The organism is Pseudomonas sp. 6D_7.1_Bac1 (genome assembly GCF_025465945.1).
In the GTDB taxonomy this organism is placed as follows: Bacteria; Pseudomonadota; Gammaproteobacteria; order Pseudomonadales; family Pseudomonadaceae; genus Aquipseudomonas.
In genome coordinates, this window is sequence record NZ_JANLNW010000055.1 from 81,996 (window position 1) to 99,368 (window position 17,373).

Genomic DNA, 17,373 nt, shown 5'->3' on the forward strand with positions numbered 1-17,373 from the left:
AGTTACTTTTGACGTTAGAGAGGAATATCTGTCGTGAATCGTGCAATTGCTCAAGAAGGAGCAGCTGGCATCGCCACTGCGGTCGCTGAAAGCGTTCAGTACCAGGGCCGCAAGGCCAGCCGACAGGGAAGTGAGCAGCGTCGACAGGAAATTCTCGATGCCGCGATGCGCATCGTCGTACGCGATGGTGTCCGTGCGGTACGTCACCGTGCAGTCGCCGCCGAAGCCGGTGTGCCGCTGTCGGCGACGACTTACTATTTCAAGGATATCGATGACCTGCTCACCGATACCTTCGCTCAATACGTGGAGCGCAGTGCCGCCTTCATGGCCAGGTTGTGGTCCAGCAACGAAGGCCTGTTGCGCGAGATGGTCGTTAGCGGCGATGGCAGCCCCGAGTCCCGCTCACAGTTGGCTGATGATATTGCACGGCTGATGGCTGACTATGTCCAACGGCAACTGATCAACCGCCGCGAGCACTTGATGGCCGAGCAGGCCTTCCGCCAGGAAGCGTTGCTCAATCCGCGTCTGGCACTGTTGGTGCGCTCGCATCAGCAAATTCTCCTACAGGGTACCTGCCAGCTTTTCCATGTATTGGGTTCCCGAGAGCCACAGCAGGATGCCAAAGTGTTGACGGCGATTGTCGGCCGGATGGAATATCAGGGCCTGCTCAACGATGCAGAACCGCTGGCCGAGGAAGAGATGCTCGGCATTCTCAACCGGTACATGCACCTGGTGCTGGCGTCGGTGTAACACAACCTCTTACGCCAAACCGTCCAATTTATTTCAGGGAGTTCCGGGTGGACGAATACCAGCAGACGATACGCACCTTGTCCGATCGCATAGTGCTGGCGCAGACGCCGATCCGCGTCCTCGATGCGGTCAAGTGGGACGACAACATCCGCAAGGGTTTCCTCAAAGCCAAAGGCAAGGAAATGCCCGCGGTGGACCGTGACTATTACCTCAATCGGCCACTGTCCTTCGACTCCAGCAAAGTGAAGCTGGAGTTCCAGAACATCGAGCGCGACATCACCCGTCAGCTCGGTCAGTTCAACCCGGTCGGGCAGATCATGCGGCGCATGTGCAAGGAGTACCGCATGGTGGTGCGGATGCTCGAAGCACGTGGCACCGAAGATTTCGGGTTGATCTCCCAGGAGCTTTACGGCGCGGCCTCCGATGCGTTCCACGCGGGCGACCCGACCCTGGCCGACCTTGGCCTGATGATGTCCGACTACCTGAACAACATCGATGGCCGGGGCGACCTCAAGGACGAACCGAAGATTCTCACGGCCAAAGAGGCCGTGCACTTGCTGCAAACCCGCTTGAACAAGGTCTTTGGCGAAGCCGAGGAAACCATTCGGGTGTTCGAGTCCGACGGCATCGTCGCGGATGCGGCGGCGGGTGCCGACTACATCAAGATCCGCGCTGACGCGATGTTCAACGACCGTGACGTGCGTGCCCTGGAAGTCCATGAAGGGCTGGTGCATGTCGGCACCACCCTCAACGGTCTGAACCAGCCGATCTGCACCTTCCTGTCCAAGGGGCCGCCGTCCTCGACCGTGACCCAGGAAGGGTTGGCGATCCTGATGGAAATCATCACCTTCGCTTCCTACCCGAGTCGCTTGCGCAAACTGACCAACCGGACCCGTGCCATTCACATGGTCGAGGAGGGCGCGGACTTCATGCAGATCTTCGAGTTCTTCCGCGCACAAGGCTTCGAGATGGCTGAAAGTTATGGCAATGCCAGTCGGGTTTTCCGTGGTTCGGTGCCAAATGGCCTGCCATTTACCAAAGACTTGTCCTACCTCAAGGGCTTTATCATGGTTTACAACTACATTCAGTTGGCCGTGCGTAAAGGCATGCTTGAGCAGATCCCTTTGCTGTTTTGTGGCAAAACCACCCTGGAAGACATGCGAACCCTGCGTCAGTTGGTGGATGAAGGCTTGGTAGAACCGCCCAAATACTTGCCGGCACAGTTCCGTGACATGAACGCCTTGTCGGCCTGGATGTGCTTCTCCAACTTCCTCAACCACCTGAGCCTGGACCGGATCGAGGCGGATTACTCCAACATTTTGTAAGAGCACCACAGTCCAAATGTGGGAGCGAGCCGGCTCCGGGCGGCGTTCCGACGATGACGGCATTACATTCAACATCAATGTTGACTGACCCACCGCTATCGCGAGCAGGCTCGCTCCCACAGGGTTGTGTATTTCAAGTCCTTTTTGCGAGGTTTCAACGGATGAGAATCCTCGGCATCCTTTGCGTTCTCCTGACCCTGGGCGGTTGCAGCGCCTTGCTGTTCTACCCCGAGCCCGGGCTGCCGTTCACCCCGCAACGAGCCAGACTCGAATACCGCGATGTCACCCTGACCACCGCCGACGGCCTCAAGCTGCGCGGTTGGTGGCTGCCAGCCAAAAAGGGCGTTGAAGTCAAAGGCACGGTGCTGCATTTGCACGGCAACGGCGGCAACCTGGCCTTCCATCTGGGTGGGAGCTGGTGGCTGCCGGAGCAGGGCTATCAGGTGCTGTTGGTGGACTATCGCGGTTATGGTCTGTCGCAAGGTGAACCGCGTTTGCCGGCGATCTATCAGGACATCGACGCCGCGTTCAAATGGCTGGATGCCGCGCCCGAGGTCAAAGGCAAGCCGCTGGTAGTGCTTGGCCAGAGTCTGGGTGGTTCGTTGGCTGTGCACTATCTGGTCGAGCATCCCGAGCGTCAATCTCGCCTCAAGGCGCTGGTGCTGGACGGTGCGCCGGCCAGCTATCGCGATATCGGGCAGTACGCCCTGAGCACGTCCTGGTTGACCTGGCCGTTCCAGGTGCCGTTGTCCTGGCTGGTGCCGGACGCGGACAGTGCGATCAACGCCATGCCAAAGCTGACTGGCGTGCCAAAACTGCTGTACCAGAGCATCGACGATCCGCTCGTGCCTCTTTCCAATGGCATTCGCCTGTATCAAGCTGCGCCCCCGCCGAAGGTGCTGCAATTGGTCCGTGGCGGCCATGTGCAGACCTTCGGCGACCCGGTCTGGCGCAAGGTCATGCTGCGCTATCTCGATGACCCGCAGCATTTCAACGGCTTGCGCCGGTTGGGAGAAATCCCCAACTACCCGGCACCCCCGAATTCAGAAGTTGAACCTTTAGAGAGTCCGCAATGAGTGAAGAACGTAACGCTATCCCGCTGATCATTACCGGTATCTGCAGCATCCTCGGCACAGTTGGGGCCCTGTGGTTCTACGGCTACCTGCACTTCGCCAAACCGGAAGACGCGCTGCTGCTCAACGACTTCACCATGCTCAAGACCGTACCGGGCGAAGACTACAAAGTCTCCCTGGAGCCGGCTGCGCAAGTCGCCCAGTGTGTCGATGGCGTGCTGGTGTTGTTCGACACCGAACAGAAAGGCCTGACCGGCGTGTTGGTCAACAACCAGAAAAAAGCCGTGCGTTGCATGGGGCAAGAGACGCCGCAGCTGGAGCAATAACCCCAGCGACGTGAACCTTTGTGGCGAGGGAGCTTGCTCCCGCTGGCCTGCGAAGCAGGCCTGAAAGCTGTCACCTCGTTCTTTCAGATAGACCACCTCAGTCGAGTTACGACTGCTGCGCAGCCGAGCGGGAGCAAGCTCCCTCGCCACAGGTCTTCAATGTTTTTGCTTGCCGCTCTGCGCCGACAAATCGTGCAAATGGCGCCGTGACAATTCGAGAAAGCGCGGTGTCGGTCCGACGTCCTCGTAGAGCGGATCGCCTTCCTCGTCGGTTGCGACCACCTGCTGACCCTTGATGTAAGGGAAGCTCGCTTCGAGCTCTTCCAGCGCTGCACCGATCAGTTCGCCCAGCAGCTCTTCGGGGTGACGTTTGGGGTACATCTCGGTAATCGCCGCCAGCCGCGCAGCGGCTTCGACGTCCAGGTGAATGGTGTAGCCGGTCTTGGTCAAACGGCCTTTGGCGGTTTCTTCCCAATGTTGGGCTAACTCACGGATTTTCATAGTGACCTCAATAAGCACCTGCTCCTGGCAGGATGTGATGAGTGTCCGGCCGTGGCCGGCGGCAGCCTTTGTACGGCTTACTCTGAGACTAGCCCCAACCGTCAGAGTTTAAAGTCGATTCGTCGCCTGACTTGTAAGAACCCGCTGCGGGCGGCACTCTTGAGGTCGACCGCCATTCGCTGGAGAACTGCTGATGACTGATATCGATGCACGCTTGCGCGAGGATGTTCACCTACTGGGTGAGTTGTTGGGCAACACCATTCGAGAGCAGTACGGGGATGGTTTTCTCGACAAGATCGAGCAGATCCGCAAGGGCGCCAAGGCCGACCGTCGCGGCTCAATGGACGCCGAACTGCGCGCCAGCCTCAACCAGTTGACTGAAGATGAATTGCTGCCGGTGGCGCGAGCGTTCAACCAGTTTCTCAACCTGGCGAACATCGCCGAGCAATATCAGTTGATTCACCGTCGTGAAGAGTCGCAACCGGCGCCTTTCGAATCCCGTGTGCTGCCTGAGTTGCTCGCCCGACTGCGTGCTGAAGGCCATGGCAGCGACGCGCTGGCGCGGCAACTGGGGCGGCTGGAGATCGAGCTGGTCCTCACCGCGCACCCGACGGAAGTCGCCCGCCGGACCTTGATCCAGAAATATGACGCCATCGCGGCGCAACTCGCCGCCCAGGATCACCGTGACCTGACGACAGCCGAGCGCGAGCAGATTCAGGCACGTTTGCAGCGGTTGATCGCTGAAGCCTGGCACACCGAAGAAATCCGTCGCACCCGGCCGACGCCGGTGGACGAGGCGAAATGGGGTTTTGCGGTGATCGAGCATTCGCTGTGGCAGGCGATCCCCAACTACCTGCGCAAGGCCGATCTGGCCCTGCATGCTGCCACCGGGCTGCGTTTACCGCTGGAAGCCGCGCCGATTCGTTTCGCTTCGTGGATGGGCGGCGACCGTGACGGCAACCCGAACGTCACGGCGGCGGTCACTCGCGAAGTCTTGCTGCTGGCGCGCTGGATGGCGGCTGATCTGTACCTGCGTGACGTCGATCATCTGGCCGCCGACTTGTCGATGCAGCAGGCCAGCGATGCCCTGCGAGCCAAGGCCGGGGACAGCGCCGAACCCTACCGCGCCGTGCTCAAGCAACTGCGCGAACGCCTGCGCGCGACGCGTAACTGGGCGCAGGCTTCCTTGGCCGCGACCACACCGGCACCGGCCGACGTGCTGCAAAACAACCGCGAACTGCTGGACCCGCTGGAACTCTGCTACCAGTCGCTGCATGAGTGCGGCATGGGCGTGATCGCTGACGGTCCGTTGCTCGATTGCTTGCGCCGGGCGGTGACCTTCGGCCTGTTCCTGGTGCGGCTGGATGTACGCCAGGATTCGTCGCGGCACTCGTCGGCCATGACCGAGATCACCGATTACCTGGGGCTCGGTCGCTATGAAGACTGGGACGAGGAAGCGCGGATTCGCTTCCTGATGGGCGAGTTGAACAATCGTCGGCCACTGTTGCCCGCGTATTTCAAGCCATCGGCCGATACCGCCGAAGTCCTGGCGACTTGTCGCGAAATTGCTGCGGCGCCAGCGGCGTCACTCGGCTCCTATGTCATCTCCATGGCCGGCGCCGCGTCGGACGTACTCGCCGTGCAGCTGTTGCTCAAAGAGAGCGGTGTATTGCGGCCGATGCGTGTGGTGCCGCTGTTCGAAACCCTCGCCGACCTGGACAACGCCGGCCCGGTCATCGAGAAACTCTTGCTGCTACCGGGTTATCGCTCGCGTTTGCAGGGCCCACAGGAAGTGATGATCGGCTATTCCGACTCGGCCAAGGACGCCGGCACCACGGCGGCGGCCTGGGCTCAGTATCGGGCGCAGGAGCGTCTGGTGGATATCTGCCGCGAACAGCAAGTCGAGCTGCTGTTGTTCCATGGTCGTGGTGGCACCGTGGGCCGTGGTGGTGGCCCGGCGCACGCGGCGATTCTGTCGCAGCCACCGGGTTCGGTGGCCGGGCGTTTCCGTACCACTGAGCAAGGGGAAATGATTCGCTTCAAATTCGGTCTGCCAGACATCGCCGAGCAAAACCTCAACCTGTACCTGGCCGCAGTGCTGGAAGCGACGTTGCTGCCGCCTCCGCCGCCGGAACCCGCGTGGCGTGGCTTGATGGACGAATTGGCGAGCGATGGCGTCAACGCTTATCGCGCGGTGGTACGGGAGAATCCGCAGTTCGTCGAATATTTCCGTCAATCCACCCCCGAGCAGGAACTGGGGCGTCTGCCGCTCGGCAGCCGTCCGGCCAAGCGTCGGGCCGGTGGGATCGAAAGCCTGCGGGCGATTCCGTGGATCTTCGGCTGGACCCAGACCCGTCTGATGCTGCCGGCCTGGCTCGGCTGGGAGGCGGCGTTGAGCAAGGCCCTGGCCCGTGGCGAGGGCGAGTTGCTGGCGCAGATGCGTGAGCAATGGCCGTTCTTCCGCACCCGCATCGACATGCTGGAGATGGTGCTGGCCAAGGCCGACGCGGACATCGCCCAGTCCTACGATGAGCGATTGGTTACGCCTGATTTGTTACCTTTGGGTGTGCATTTACGCGACCTATTGTCGCAGGCGTGTTCCGTGGTCCTGGGCCTGACTGGCCAGTCGCAGCTACTGGCCCATAGCCCTGAGACGCTGGAGTTCATCCGTTTGCGCAACACCTACCTCGACCCGCTACATCTATTGCAGGCTGAACTGTTGGCCCGCTCGCGGCAGCAGGAAGTGGCGCAAGGCAGCCCGGTGGAACAGGCCTTGCTGGTGTCTGTGGCGGGGATTGCCGCCGGTTTGCGTAATACCGGCTAAGGTCTTTTGCGCAGTGTAAAAGGCCGGTTCACGGCTTCAAGCGACCGGTCCGCGAGGGCGGGTCGCGGTTGTCAGGCGACACTTTGTTATGGGGGGGCGACTTGGGTCGCCTCGTCGCACGGGCGTAACAGGCACGGGTTGCTCCGACTTTCGGCGGCTTGTGTGGTCCGGGCCTGCTGTGTATCTTGATCAGCCCTTGGCCGTTTGGGCGGCCCACGACCCTATTTTGAGATTGGCCCCACGCGGCGAATCCGATCGTTTATTAATAAAAAATTGAGGAGCACATCGATGCGCGTCATTCTGCTGGGAGCTCCCGGGGCCGGTAAAGGTACTCAGGCTAAGTTCATCACTGAAAAATTCGCTATTCCGCAGATTTCCACCGGCGACATGCTGCGTGCTGCGGTCAAGGCTGGCACCGAGCTGGGCATCAAGGCCAAGGGCATCATGGATGCCGGTGGCCTGGTCTCCGATGACCTGATCATCGCATTGGTCAAGGATCGTATCGCTCAGCCTGATTGCGCCAACGGTTTCCTGTTCGACGGTTTTCCACGCACCATCCCTCAGGCTGAAGCCTTGGTTGATGCGGGCGTAGAACTGGATCACGTGGTTGAAATCGCCGTCGATGACGAAGAAATCGTTCAACGTATCGCCGGTCGTCGTGTGCACGAAGCCAGCGGCCGCGTTTACCACACTGTCTACAACCCGCCGAAACTCGCGGGCAAGGACGACATCACTGGCGAAGCGCTGGTGCAGCGTAAAGACGATACCGAAGAAACCGTGCGTCATCGTCTATCGGTCTACCATTCCCAGACCAAGCCACTGGTGGATTTCTATCAGCAGCTGTCGGCTGCCAAAGGCAAGCCAAAGTACAGCCACATCGCGGGCGTTGGCTCGGTTGAAGCCATCACCGGCAAGGTGCTTGAAGCGCTTAACTGAGAAAGCTGATTGGCTTTACGTTCAACGGCCCGCTTGCGGGCCGTTGTTGTTTATACTGGCGCACTTTTTCCTACCTCTCTGACGGAAACATCGATGAGCACCTTGCTGGCCCTGGACACCGCGACTGAAGCTTGCTCTGTTGCCTTGCTGCATGACGGCAAGGTCACGAGCCATTACGAGGTGATCCCGCGCCTGCATGCGCAGAAGTTGCTGCCGATGATCCAGCAGTTGCTCGCTGATGCGGGCACCACCTTGCAAGCGATCGACGCGATTGCCTTTGGTCGTGGCCCGGGGGCGTTCACCGGTGTGCGAATTGCCATTGGCGTGGTGCAAGGCCTGGCGTTTGCTCTGGATCGTCCGGTGTTACCGGTGTCCAACCTGGCGGTGCTGGCGCAGCGTGCCTTGCGTGAGCACGGTGCACATCAGGTCGCGGCGGCCATCGATGCACGGATGGATGAAGTCTATTGGGGCTGCTACCGCGAAACCGCCGGCGAAATGCGTCTGGTGGGGGCTGAAGCGGTATTGCCGCCGCAAGTGGCCGCATTGCCGGCAGAGGCCACGGGCGACTGGTTCGGCGCGGGCACCGGTTGGGGCTATGGCGAGCGAATCGCAGTCAAGCTGACTGGCCAGGATGCTGGCATGTTGCCCCACGCCGAAGACTTGCTGACCTTGGCGCGTTTTGCCTGGGAACGCGGTGAAGGCATTCCGGCGGACGACGCACAACCGGTTTACCTGCGCGACAAAGTGGCGACTCCCAAGGCCCGCTGAATCCGAGTGCATTTGTGGCGAGGGAGCTTGCTCCCTCGCCACATTGGTGTGTGTTGCTGCCAATCGTCAGTTTCTACACCCGGCTTTCAAACCTTTTGCATTTTCTGTGTTCTAGTTATCACTTGGTAATTTGCGAAGATCGGTAAGTGCCGCTAAATTGCCATCATCGATAGCGAGCATGCAATTATGCGTATAGACGGCCTTTCCTCTCAGTCCTACCCCATCAAGCGCAAGCCTCGCAAAGGCAATGTGTCGGTGGACGAGTCCCTCGAGGATATCGATGGCGAGCTGCAAATCCCTTCTGAAGAGCAACTGGCTGCCCGCGCCGCCAAGGCTTCTGCGCAACGCCTGAGCAATCTTCCCGCCCGGCAGCAGGACATGATCTACCACCGCGCCATGAGCAAAAGCGTGGCGATGGCCCTGGCCAGTTACTTGAGCACCTCCGGTTTCGTCGATTGGGATATGGAAGTGCTGGGTCTCGACCTGTACATCTGATGCGGCTGCCTTACTACCTCGGTTGCCCGTCCTGGAGCGAAAACGCCTGGCGCGAGTACCTGTATCCGCAAAACGCCCGTCCCAACGAATTTCTCGGCCTGTACTCGCAGGTGTTCAACGCCGTTGAAGGCAACACCACGTTCTACGCGCGCCCTGCGCAGGCGACGGTAGAACGCTGGGCGCAGACGATGCCGGAACACTTTCGCTTTACCGCCAAATTCCCCGGCGACATCAGCCACGGCGGTGACCTGCGCGAGCAACTGAGCGCCGCCGAAACCTTCGTGCAATTGCTCAGCCCGCTCGGCGAACGGGTTTCACCGCTCTGGTTGCAGCTGTCGACAGCGTTTACTCCGATGCGACTGGCTGAGCTGGCCGGGTTTATCGATGGCTTGCAGCGGCCCTTGGCGGTTGAAGTGCGGCATCGGGATTTCTTCGCTAAAGGCGATGCCGAGCGCAGGCTCAATCGCCTGTTGCTGGATCGTGGTGTAGAGCGCATTTGCCTCGATCCACGGGCGCTGTTCAGTTGCACATCGACCGAGCCCTCGGTGCTCCACGCGCAAGCGAAAAAGCCCAAGGTGCCACCGCGTCCGGCGGCCTTTACCCAGTTCCCGCAAGTGCGCTTCATCGGCCATCCGGTGCTTGAAGCCAACGATTCGTTCCTGTCGCCGTGGGTCGAGAAAATCGCCCAATGGATCGAAGAGGGCCGTACGCCGTACATCTTTCTGCACACCGCCGACAACCTGCTGGCCGCCGCCCTGGCGCAACGCTTTCATACTCGCTTGATGGCGCGTTTACCTGGCTTGCCGGCCCTGCCTGAGCTATACAGAGAGCCCGCCGCCGAGCAGCTTGGTTTGCTCTGACGTCGGGTCTTTCCCTTCTACAGGAGTGAGCCAATGGATGCGCAAACCCTTAAAGCCCAGGTGTTCAAGGCCTTGCACGAAGGTGCGGGGGCTTTTGTGATTCCCAACCCGTGGGATGCCGGCTCGGCAAAAATGCTCGCCAGTCTGGGTTACCAGGCGCTGGCGACCACCAGTGCCGGTTATGCTTTTTCGCTGGGCCGCCCGGATGGCGCAGTGAAACTCGAAGAGACGCTGGTCAACGTTCGGGCGATTGTCACCGCGACAGACTTGCCGGTGGCGGTTGATCTGGAAAACGGTTTTGCTGACAGCCCGCAGGCGTCCGCCGAGAGCCTGCTGCGCGCCGCCACTGCTGGCGCGGTAGGGGGTTCGATCGAAGATGCCACCGGCCGCGAAGACGGCCCGATCTATTGCTTTGAACATGCCGTCGCGCGGATTGAAGCGGCCGTCGCGGCAGCGCGCAGTTTGCCGTTCCCGTTCACCCTGACCGCGCGTGCCGAGAATTACCTGCACGGCAATCCGGATCTGGCCGACACCATTCGCCGCTTGCAGGCCTTTGCCGAGGCGGGTGCCGATGTGCTTTATGCGCCGGGCCTGCGCAGCGCTGAAGAGGTGTTGGCGGTGGTGCGTGCGGTGGCGCCGAAGCCGGTCAATGTGTTGATGTCCGGCGGTCTCAAGCTGAACGTGGCGCAGCTCAGTGAAATGGGCGTCAAACGGATCAGCGTCGGCTCGGCGATGGCCCGTGCCGCCTACGGAGCGTTTTATCAGGCCGCGCAGGAAATTCAGGGGCAAGGAACCTTTGACTTCGCCGACCGCGCGCTGCCGTTCGGGCAGATCAATCAAATGTTCAAGGGTTGATTGGCAGGAGGCTAGAGCGCTGCCCATCGCGGATGTCGGGCCGTGGTGGGTTTGTCGCTGAGGTTGAGGCTTAAGCGGCGATGCGCAGGTTTTGCAGAACGATCGGGCGAGCCCAGCCGGTATCGAAATTGAATTGTTTCTGTTGTTCCACCAGCTCTTCGGGCGGGTAGGGGGTTGCCGGTTTGTCCAGCAGATCGAGTTCGAATTCGGCAATCGGCAGGTGCAACGGACGCGGTTGCGGTGCCGGGCCTGGCGCAGGCAGTGGCTGGCCGGCCGCGAGGACGATCGGGCGCACCCAAGTGCTTTCGAAGTCTTGTTGTTTCTGTTGCGCGAGAATTTCTTGCGGCGGGAACGGCGGAGCCGGTTTGTCGGCCAGGTCCATTTCGAACTCGGCAATCGGCAGGAACAGTGGCTCAGGCGGGCGGACTTCGGTGTCCTTCACGTCGCACGCGCGCTGCGTGACGATGTGCGCATGCAGCTCCGCGCCAGCGGTCGGTTCGACCGGACCATCGACGGCGACGGGGGTGTAACTGCCAGGAGCGGGTGCAGCATCGCCCAAATGATCGGCCAGTGCCTGGGCAAAAAAATCCTGCCACAGGTGACTGACGCCGCTCAGTGCTTGGGAATTACGCAGGCCATAATCGCCGTGACGCGAAATGTAGCCTACTGATGTGCGTTGAATGTCTGACATTTCTCTCGGTCGACGCTCAGCTCTGGCAAAATGCTCGATAGTTTTGTTATCGGCCGTTTTTGCCGATCATTAATTTTTTGAGTGTGTTTTCTGATGAGTGAGCAACCCGCGGCCAGCCGCATCATAGTCCAGGCCCTGGCCGAGGCGTTCCAGGCTCGAGCCGAACATTGGGCCGAGCGATTGAACCTGCCGTTGCTGCTGGACGATGCCGAGTTTGCGCTGCAAGTGGGTGAGCACGGTTTGCAGCTGCAACAGCTTGGCCCGGACGCGCCGGGACCGGTGCGGGTGGACTTCGTCGAGGGCGGCGCTGCCCATCGCCGGTTGTATGGCGGTGGCAGCGGTCAGATGATCGCCAAGGCTGTCGGCGTCGCTCAAGGCGTGCGGCCGAAGGTGCTGGATGCCACGGCGGGGCTGGGCAAGGATGGTTTTGTGCTGGCAAGTCTGGGCTGCGAAATGAGCCTGATCGAGCGTCAGCCATTGATTGGCGCGTTGCTGGAAGACGGTCTGGCCCGCGCGGCGGAAGATTTTGAGGTGGCGCCGATTGTGGCGCGGATGACGTTGCTCAAGGGCAACTCGATCGAGTTGATGCGCAACTGGGAAGGCGAGCCGCCGCAGGTGATCTACCTCGACCCGATGTTCCCGCATCGTGAGAAAACTGCGTTGGTGAAGAAGGAAATGCGCCTGTTTCGCCCGTTGGTAGGCGATGACCCGGACGCGCCGGCCCTGCTTCAAGCTGCACTCGCACTGGCCAGCCACCGGGTGGTGGTCAAACGCCCGCGCAAGGCACCGTGCATCGAAGGGCCGAAGCCGAGCCATGCGCTGGATGGCAAGTCCAGCCGGTACGACATCTACCCCAAGAAGGCCCTCAAGCCTTAAGACCGCGTCGCCCCCATCGCGAGCAGGCTCGCTCCCACAGTTGACCGCGTTCTTATTTAAAGACTCGGTCTAATGTGGGAGCGAGCCTGCTCGCGATAGAGTTAGCCCAGTCGCCAGAAACCTATCAGGCTGAACCCGGCCGATATGCCCGCATAAACAACCCCACCACTTCCCGCACATGAGCCTCGGCCGCATCCCCGGTCAAGGGCTCGCCGCAGCCGTAGAGCAAACGAAAATTCCCCGCACCTTTGAGCAGGCAGAAGAAGTGCTCGGCGGCATTGCGCGGCTTGTCGATGCTCAGGGCGCCGACCTGGTCGATCTTCGTCAGCAAGCGTTCCATACCCTGCAACATCCGCTCGGGACCTGCTTCGAAGAAGATCAGCGAGAGTTTCGGATCCTGACTGCCCAGCGCCATGATCAGACGATGCAGGTTCACCGATTCATCACTGTTGATCAGTAGATGAAAACCGCGGGCAATGTTCAGCAGGACGTTCTCGATCGGCATGCCGTCGGGCAGTTCGAAGAACAGCTCGGGCAATTGCGCTTCGCATTTGGCCACCACGGCGGCGGAGAACAGTGTCTCCTTGTCGTTGAAGTGACTGTAAACCGTCAGCTTCGATACGCCGGCTTCAGCTGCCACCGCGTCCATGCTGGTGCTCGCGTAACCCTTGCTCAGAAAAAGACGTTTCGCCGCCTCGAGGATCGCCTCGCGCTTGGCGAGATCCTTCGGGCGGCCGGGGCCGTTGGGTGCAGAAAGATTGTTGGACATTCTTCGCTTTAATACTGGACTGGTGAGTTTGCTATTAATAACATACTGGGCAGTATAATTATTCCCAGCATCATTAGCGAAAGGTCCGTCATCATGTTCCGCTATGCCTTGCCAGTCAGCCTGGCATTCTTGTTGTCTGCGTGCGGTCACGAAGAGCCGGCGCAAGTCACCGTGCGTCCGGCCATGGTGGTTCAGCCAGAGCCTTCGGCGCAGGCGATGGACAGCTATCCCGGCGAAGTCCGTGCGCGTTACGAGCCAGACCTGGCCTTTCGTATTGGCGGCAAAGTCAGCCGACGACTGGTCGAGGAAGGTGAGCGGGTCAAAGGCAACCAGCCGCTGGCAGAACTCGATCCCCAGGACGTGCGCCTGCAACTGGAAGCGACTCGTGCCCAGGTTGCTGCCGCCGAGGCCAATCTGAACCTGGTACGTGCCGAACGTGATCGCTACAAGACCCTGATGGAACGTCAGATGGTCAGCCGCTCACAGTACGACAATTCTGAAAACCTCTACCGATCCGGTGAAGCACGACTCAAGCAGATCAAGGCTGAGTTCGACGTTGCCAGCAATCAGGCCAGCTACGCGGTGCTGCGTGCCCCGCATGACGGTGTGGTGGCCAAGCGTGCCGTGGAAGTCGGGCAAGTGGTGGCCGCCGGGCAAACCGTCTTCACCCTGGCCACCGACGGCGAGCGTGAAGTGCTGATCAGCCTGCCAGAGCAGAGCTTCGGCCGATTCAAGGTCGGTCAGCCCGTCACTGTTGAACTCTGGACCCAGCAAGGTCAGCGGTTCGCCGGCAGCATTCGCGAACTGTCGCCTGCCGCCGATCCAAAGTCGCGAACCTTTGCCGCACGTATCACCTTTACCGCCGGCAAGGTCCCGGCCGAGCTTGGCCAGAGTGCCCGAGTATTCATTCAAACCGCTGACGTGGTGCCGCTGTCGGTGCCGCTTTCAGCGCTCACCGCAGAAAACGGCGCAACGTACGTCTGGGTTGTGGGCGCCAACAACACCCTGAAAAAAGCCCCCGTTCGCGTAGGCGCTTTCGGTGAGAAAACCGTGCCGGTGCTTGAAGGTCTGAGTCCCAGCGACTGGGTGGTCGCCGCTGGCGTTCACGTGCTCCACGACGGTCAGCAAGTGAGACCGGTGGATCGCTCCAACCGCGTGGTTAATCTGGCGGTCAAGGAGTAATCCCCGATGCGTTTCAATCTTTCCGAATGGGCGCTGCACAATCGCCAGATCGTACTGTTCCTGATGATCTTGCTGGCGGTCGTCGGCACGTTGTCTTACACCAAGTTGGGCCAGAGCGAAGACCCGCCGTTCACCTTCAAGGCCATGGTGATCAAGACCAATTGGCCGGGCGCGACGGCCCAGGAAGTCTCGCGGCAAGTCACCGAGCGCATCGAAAAGAAGCTCATGGAAACCGGCGAGTACGAGCGGATTGTCTCGTTCTCTCGCCCCGGTGAGTCCCAGGTGACCTTTATGGCCCTGGACTCGATGCATTCGGCGCAGATTCCCGAGCTCTGGTATCAGGTGCGCAAGAAAATCAGCGACATCCGCCAGACCTTGCCACCAGGTATCCAGGGGCCGTTTTTCAACGATGAGTTCGGCACCACCTTCGGCAATATCTACGCGCTGACCGGTGAAGGTTTCGACTACGCAGTACTCAAGGACTACGCCGACCGCGTCCAGATCCAGCTGCAACGGGTCAAGGACGTGGGCAAGGTCGACTTGCTCGGCCTGCAGGACGAGAAGATCTGGATCGAGCTGTCGAACGTCAAACTCGCCACCCTGGGTTTACCGTTGGCCGCCGTGCAGCAAGCGCTGGAAGAACAGAACGCGGTGTCCAACGCCGGGTTCTTTGAAACCACCAGTGAGCGTTTGCAGCTACGGGTGACGGGTAATTTCCAGACCGTAGACCAGATCAGGAATTTTCCGATTCGCGTCGGCGACCGGACCTTCCGCATCGCCGATGTGGCTGACGTGAGCCGTGGTTTCAACGATCCACCGGCACCGCGCATGCGTTTCATGGGCGAGGACGCTATCGGTCTTGCCGTGGCCATGAAGGATGGCGGCGATATTCTGGTGCTCGGTAAAGCGCTGGAGCAGGAGTTCGAGCGTATCCAGAACAACCTGCCGGCCGGCATGCAACTGCGCAAGGTTTCCGACCAGCCCGCGGCGGTGAAAACCAGCGTCGGCGAGTTCGTCCAGGTGTTGGTAGAGGCGCTGGCGATTGTCTTGCTGGTGAGCTTTTTCTCCCTCGGTGTGCGCACCGGCATGGTGGTTGCGTTGGCGATTCCGCTGGTGCTGGCGATGACGTTTGCCTGCATGTATTACCTGGGAATCGGCTTGCACAAGATCTCTCTCGGTGCACTGGTGCTGGCCCTGGGATTGCTGGTGGATGACGCGATCATCGCCGTGGAAATGATGGCGATCAAAATGGAGCAGGGCTACGACCGGCTCAAGGCCGCCAGCTTTGCCTGGACCAGCACCGCGTTCCCGATGCTCACCGGTACGTTGATCACCGCTGCCGGCTTCCTGCCGATCGCCACCGCGCAGTCGAGCACCGGCGAATACACCCGTTCGATCTTCCAGGTGGTGACTATTGCGCTGCTGGCCTCGTGGATCGCTGCCGTGGTGTTTGTGCCCTTTCTCGGTGAAAAGCTGCTGCCGGATCTGGCGAAGATTCACGCCGCCAAACATGGCGCGGGTCAGTCGGACCCTTATGGCACGCCGTTTTATCAGCGGGTCCGGCGTCTGGTGGAGTGGTGCGTGCACCGTCGCAAAACCGTGATCGCGCTGACCGTTGTGCTGTTCGTGGCTTCGGTGGTGCTGTTCCGTTTTGTGCCACAGCAGTTCTTCCCCGCCTCTGGACGGCTGGAACTGATGGTCGACCTGAAACTGGCTGAAGGCGCCTCCTTGAGCAACACCACCGGGGAGGTCGAACGGCTGGAAGCGATGCTCAAGGAACACGCGGGCATCGACAACTATGTGGCTTATGTCGGCACCGGTTCGCCGCGTTTCTACCTGCCGCTGGACCAGCAATTGCCGGCGGCGAGCTTCGCGCAATTTGTGGTGTTGGCGAAAACCATCGAGGAGCGTGAAAGCCTGCGTACCTGGCTGATCGCAACCCTTGACGAACAGTTCCCGACCTTGCGCTCACGGGTCACGCGTCTGGAGAACGGTCCGCCAGTGGGGTATCCGGTGCAGTTCCGGGTGAGCGGTGAACACATTGACGAGGTCCGCGCCCTGGCGCGCAAAGTCGCGGCGAAAGTTCGCGAGAACCCCCATGTGGTTAACGTGCACCTGGACTGGGAGGAGCCGAGCAAGGTCGTGTACCTGAACGTCGATCAGGACCGCGCACGGGCCTTGGGCGTGAGCACGGCGAACTTGTCGAAGTTTCTGCAAAGCTCACTGACAGGTGTAAGCGTCAGCCAGTACCGCGAAGACAACCAGTTGATCGAGATCCTCTTGCGCGGCACCTTGCACGAACGCACCGAACTGTCGTTGCTGTCGAGTCTGGCGGTGCCGACCGACAACGGTAAAAGCGTTGCACTGTCGCAGGTTGCAACTCTGGAATACGGCTTTGAAGAAGGCATCATCTGGCGCCGCAACCGCTTGCCGAACGTGACGGTTCGCGCCGACATCTATGACAAGGAACAACCGGCGACCCTGGTCCAGCAAATCCTCCCGACCCTGGAACCGATTCGCGCCGAACTGCCTGACGGCTATTTGCTGGATGTCGGCGGCACGGTGGAGGACTCGGCCCGTGGGCAGAATTCGGTGAAGGCTGGCGTGCCGTTGTTCATTGTCGTGGTGCTGACCTTGCTGATGCTGCAACTGCGCAGCTTCTCACGTACTGCGATGGTGTTTCTGACTGCTCCGTTGGGGCTGATCGGCGTCACCCTGTTCCTGATGGTGTTCCGTCAGCCGTTCGGTTTCGTGGCGATGCTCGGGACCATCGCGCTGTCGGGGATGATCATGCGTAACTCGGTGATCCTCGTGGATCAGATCGAACAGGATATCCGCGCCGGGCTCAAACCCTGGCAAGCGATCATCGAAGCCACGGTGCGACGCTTCCGGCCCATCGTGCTGACCGCACTGGCCGCCGTGCTGGCGATGATTCCGCTGTCGCGCAGCGTATTCTTCGGGCCGATGGCAGTGGCGATCATGGGCGGGCTGATCGTCGCGACGGCACTGACCTTGCTGTTCCTGCCGGCGCTGTATGCGGCGTGGTTCAGGGTCAAGAAAGAGCCGGTGTGATCCAGTAGCCGTAGGAACTGCCGACCTTGTCTCAATTTATTGAAATATTGAGACAAGGTGCTTTCTGTGC

General features: G+C 60.5%; 16 protein-coding genes. 13 read left to right on the top strand and 3 right to left on the bottom strand.

All coding sequences use genetic code 11. From position 1 onward, the window contains the following. The first annotated feature begins 33 nt into the window (after positions 1–33). The 4 genes from NTD87_RS15420 to NTD87_RS15435 all read left to right on the top strand — a co-directional run bounded on the left by NTD87_RS15420 (position 34) and on the right by NTD87_RS15435 (position 3,474). Entirely contained in the window at positions 34–750 is a 717-nt protein-coding gene (locus NTD87_RS15420; RefSeq protein WP_262114859.1) for a TetR/AcrR family transcriptional regulator, read from the top strand. Positions 751–797: 47 nt separating this feature from the next. Continuing rightward, positions 798–2,075, top strand: a complete 1,278-nt coding sequence (locus tag NTD87_RS15425; protein WP_262114860.1) for a flavohemoglobin expression-modulating QEGLA motif protein — start codon at positions 798–800, stop codon at positions 2,073–2,075. 161 nt (positions 2,076–2,236) lie between these two features. After that, complete coding sequence (locus tag NTD87_RS15430; RefSeq protein WP_262114861.1) at positions 2,237–3,151, top strand: alpha/beta hydrolase; 915 nt, start codon at positions 2,237–2,239, stop codon at positions 3,149–3,151. Further along, entirely contained in the window at positions 3,148–3,474 is a 327-nt protein-coding gene (locus NTD87_RS15435; protein ID WP_262114862.1) for a hypothetical protein, read from the top strand. The genes NTD87_RS15430 and NTD87_RS15435 overlap by 4 nt, the downstream gene beginning before the upstream one ends. A 156-nt stretch (positions 3,475–3,630) precedes the next feature. Here NTD87_RS15435 and NTD87_RS15440 read toward each other — a convergent pair whose 3' ends face one another. Further along, positions 3,631–3,975, bottom strand: a complete 345-nt coding sequence (locus NTD87_RS15440) for a pilin assembly protein (RefSeq protein WP_262114863.1) — start codon at positions 3,973–3,975, stop codon at positions 3,631–3,633. Positions 3,976–4,168: 193 nt separating this feature from the next. Here NTD87_RS15440 and ppc point away from each other — a divergent pair, with 193 nt between their 5' ends. The 6 genes from ppc to NTD87_RS15470 all read left to right on the top strand — a co-directional run bounded on the left by ppc (position 4,169) and on the right by NTD87_RS15470 (position 10,713). Continuing rightward, positions 4,169–6,799 carry a phosphoenolpyruvate carboxylase gene (ppc, locus tag NTD87_RS15445; protein WP_262114864.1) on the top strand — a complete coding sequence of 877 codons (2,631 nt, stop codon included), beginning with the start codon at positions 4,169–4,171 and terminating at the stop codon, positions 6,797–6,799. 288 nt (positions 6,800–7,087) lie between these two features. Beyond that, positions 7,088–7,735, top strand: a complete 648-nt coding sequence (gene adk / locus NTD87_RS15450; RefSeq protein ID WP_262114866.1) for an adenylate kinase — start codon at positions 7,088–7,090, stop codon at positions 7,733–7,735. Between the two features lie 93 nt (positions 7,736–7,828). Next, positions 7,829–8,503, top strand: a complete 675-nt coding sequence (gene tsaB, locus NTD87_RS15455) for a tRNA (adenosine(37)-N6)-threonylcarbamoyltransferase complex dimerization subunit type 1 TsaB (protein WP_262114867.1) — start codon at positions 7,829–7,831, stop codon at positions 8,501–8,503. A 186-nt stretch (positions 8,504–8,689) separates the two neighbouring features. Further along, positions 8,690–8,998: a hypothetical protein gene (locus NTD87_RS15460; RefSeq protein ID WP_262114868.1), complete on the top strand. Its 309-nt coding sequence runs from the start codon at positions 8,690–8,692 to the stop codon at positions 8,996–8,998. Continuing rightward, complete coding sequence (locus NTD87_RS15465; protein ID WP_262114869.1) at positions 8,998–9,858, top strand: DUF72 domain-containing protein; 861 nt, start codon at positions 8,998–9,000, stop codon at positions 9,856–9,858. The genes NTD87_RS15460 and NTD87_RS15465 overlap by 1 nt, the downstream gene beginning before the upstream one ends. A 33-nt stretch (positions 9,859–9,891) precedes the next feature. After that, the gene (locus NTD87_RS15470) at positions 9,892–10,713 is read left to right on the top strand and encodes an isocitrate lyase/phosphoenolpyruvate mutase family protein (protein ID WP_262114871.1); all 822 of its coding nucleotides are present in this window, start codon (positions 9,892–9,894) and stop codon (positions 10,711–10,713) included. Between the two features lie 70 nt (positions 10,714–10,783). Here the strand turns inward: NTD87_RS15470 and NTD87_RS15475 are convergent, their stop codons facing one another. Next, positions 10,784–11,404, bottom strand: a complete 621-nt coding sequence (locus NTD87_RS15475) for an energy transducer TonB (protein ID WP_262114872.1) — start codon at positions 11,402–11,404, stop codon at positions 10,784–10,786. A gap of 93 nt (positions 11,405–11,497) precedes the next feature. Here NTD87_RS15475 and NTD87_RS15480 point away from each other — a divergent pair, with 93 nt between their 5' ends. Continuing rightward, positions 11,498–12,280: a class I SAM-dependent methyltransferase gene (locus tag NTD87_RS15480; RefSeq protein WP_262114873.1), complete on the top strand. Its 783-nt coding sequence runs from the start codon at positions 11,498–11,500 to the stop codon at positions 12,278–12,280. 124 nt (positions 12,281–12,404) lie between these two features. Here NTD87_RS15480 and NTD87_RS15485 read toward each other — a convergent pair whose 3' ends face one another. After that, positions 12,405–13,049 carry a TetR/AcrR family transcriptional regulator gene (locus tag NTD87_RS15485; RefSeq protein ID WP_262114874.1) on the bottom strand — a complete coding sequence of 215 codons (645 nt, stop codon included), beginning with the start codon at positions 13,047–13,049 and terminating at the stop codon, positions 12,405–12,407. Positions 13,050–13,142: 93 nt separating this feature from the next. Between NTD87_RS15485 and NTD87_RS15490 the strand changes: the two genes are divergently transcribed. Both NTD87_RS15490 and NTD87_RS15495 read left to right on the top strand, forming a co-directional pair. Continuing rightward, positions 13,143–14,231 (top strand): efflux RND transporter periplasmic adaptor subunit, encoded by a 1,089-nt coding sequence (locus tag NTD87_RS15490; RefSeq protein ID WP_262114875.1) that lies wholly within the window; start codon positions 13,143–13,145, stop codon positions 14,229–14,231. 6 nt (positions 14,232–14,237) lie between these two features. After that, positions 14,238–17,303: an efflux RND transporter permease subunit gene (locus NTD87_RS15495; RefSeq protein ID WP_262114877.1), complete on the top strand. Its 3,066-nt coding sequence runs from the start codon at positions 14,238–14,240 to the stop codon at positions 17,301–17,303. Positions 17,304–17,373: the final 70 nt, after the last annotated feature.

Bases quoted from the DNA above. Each gene is read 5' to 3' on its own strand.
- tsaB (WP_262114867.1), top strand. From the start codon at position 7,829: ATGAGCACCTTGCTGGCCCTGGACACCGCGACTGAAGCTTGCTCTGTT.
- NTD87_RS15495 (WP_262114877.1), top strand. From the start codon at position 14,238: ATGCGTTTCAATCTTTCCGAATGGGCGCTGCACAATCGCCAGATCGTA.
- NTD87_RS15485 (WP_262114874.1), bottom strand. From the start codon at position 13,049: ATGTCCAACAATCTTTCTGCACCCAACGGCCCCGGCCGCCCGAAGGAT.
- NTD87_RS15490 (WP_262114875.1), top strand. From the start codon at position 13,143: ATGTTCCGCTATGCCTTGCCAGTCAGCCTGGCATTCTTGTTGTCTGCG.
- NTD87_RS15460 (WP_262114868.1), top strand. From the start codon at position 8,690: ATGCGTATAGACGGCCTTTCCTCTCAGTCCTACCCCATCAAGCGCAAG.
- adk (WP_262114866.1), top strand. From the start codon at position 7,088: ATGCGCGTCATTCTGCTGGGAGCTCCCGGGGCCGGTAAAGGTACTCAG.
- NTD87_RS15430 (WP_262114861.1), top strand. From the start codon at position 2,237: ATGAGAATCCTCGGCATCCTTTGCGTTCTCCTGACCCTGGGCGGTTGC.
- ppc (WP_262114864.1), top strand. From the start codon at position 4,169: ATGACTGATATCGATGCACGCTTGCGCGAGGATGTTCACCTACTGGGT.
- NTD87_RS15470 (WP_262114871.1), top strand. From the start codon at position 9,892: ATGGATGCGCAAACCCTTAAAGCCCAGGTGTTCAAGGCCTTGCACGAA.
- NTD87_RS15435 (WP_262114862.1), top strand. From the start codon at position 3,148: ATGAGTGAAGAACGTAACGCTATCCCGCTGATCATTACCGGTATCTGC.
- NTD87_RS15440 (WP_262114863.1), bottom strand. From the start codon at position 3,975: ATGAAAATCCGTGAGTTAGCCCAACATTGGGAAGAAACCGCCAAAGGC.
- NTD87_RS15465 (WP_262114869.1), top strand. From the start codon at position 8,998: ATGCGGCTGCCTTACTACCTCGGTTGCCCGTCCTGGAGCGAAAACGCC.
- NTD87_RS15475 (WP_262114872.1), bottom strand. From the start codon at position 11,404: ATGTCAGACATTCAACGCACATCAGTAGGCTACATTTCGCGTCACGGC.
- NTD87_RS15480 (WP_262114873.1), top strand. From the start codon at position 11,498: ATGAGTGAGCAACCCGCGGCCAGCCGCATCATAGTCCAGGCCCTGGCC.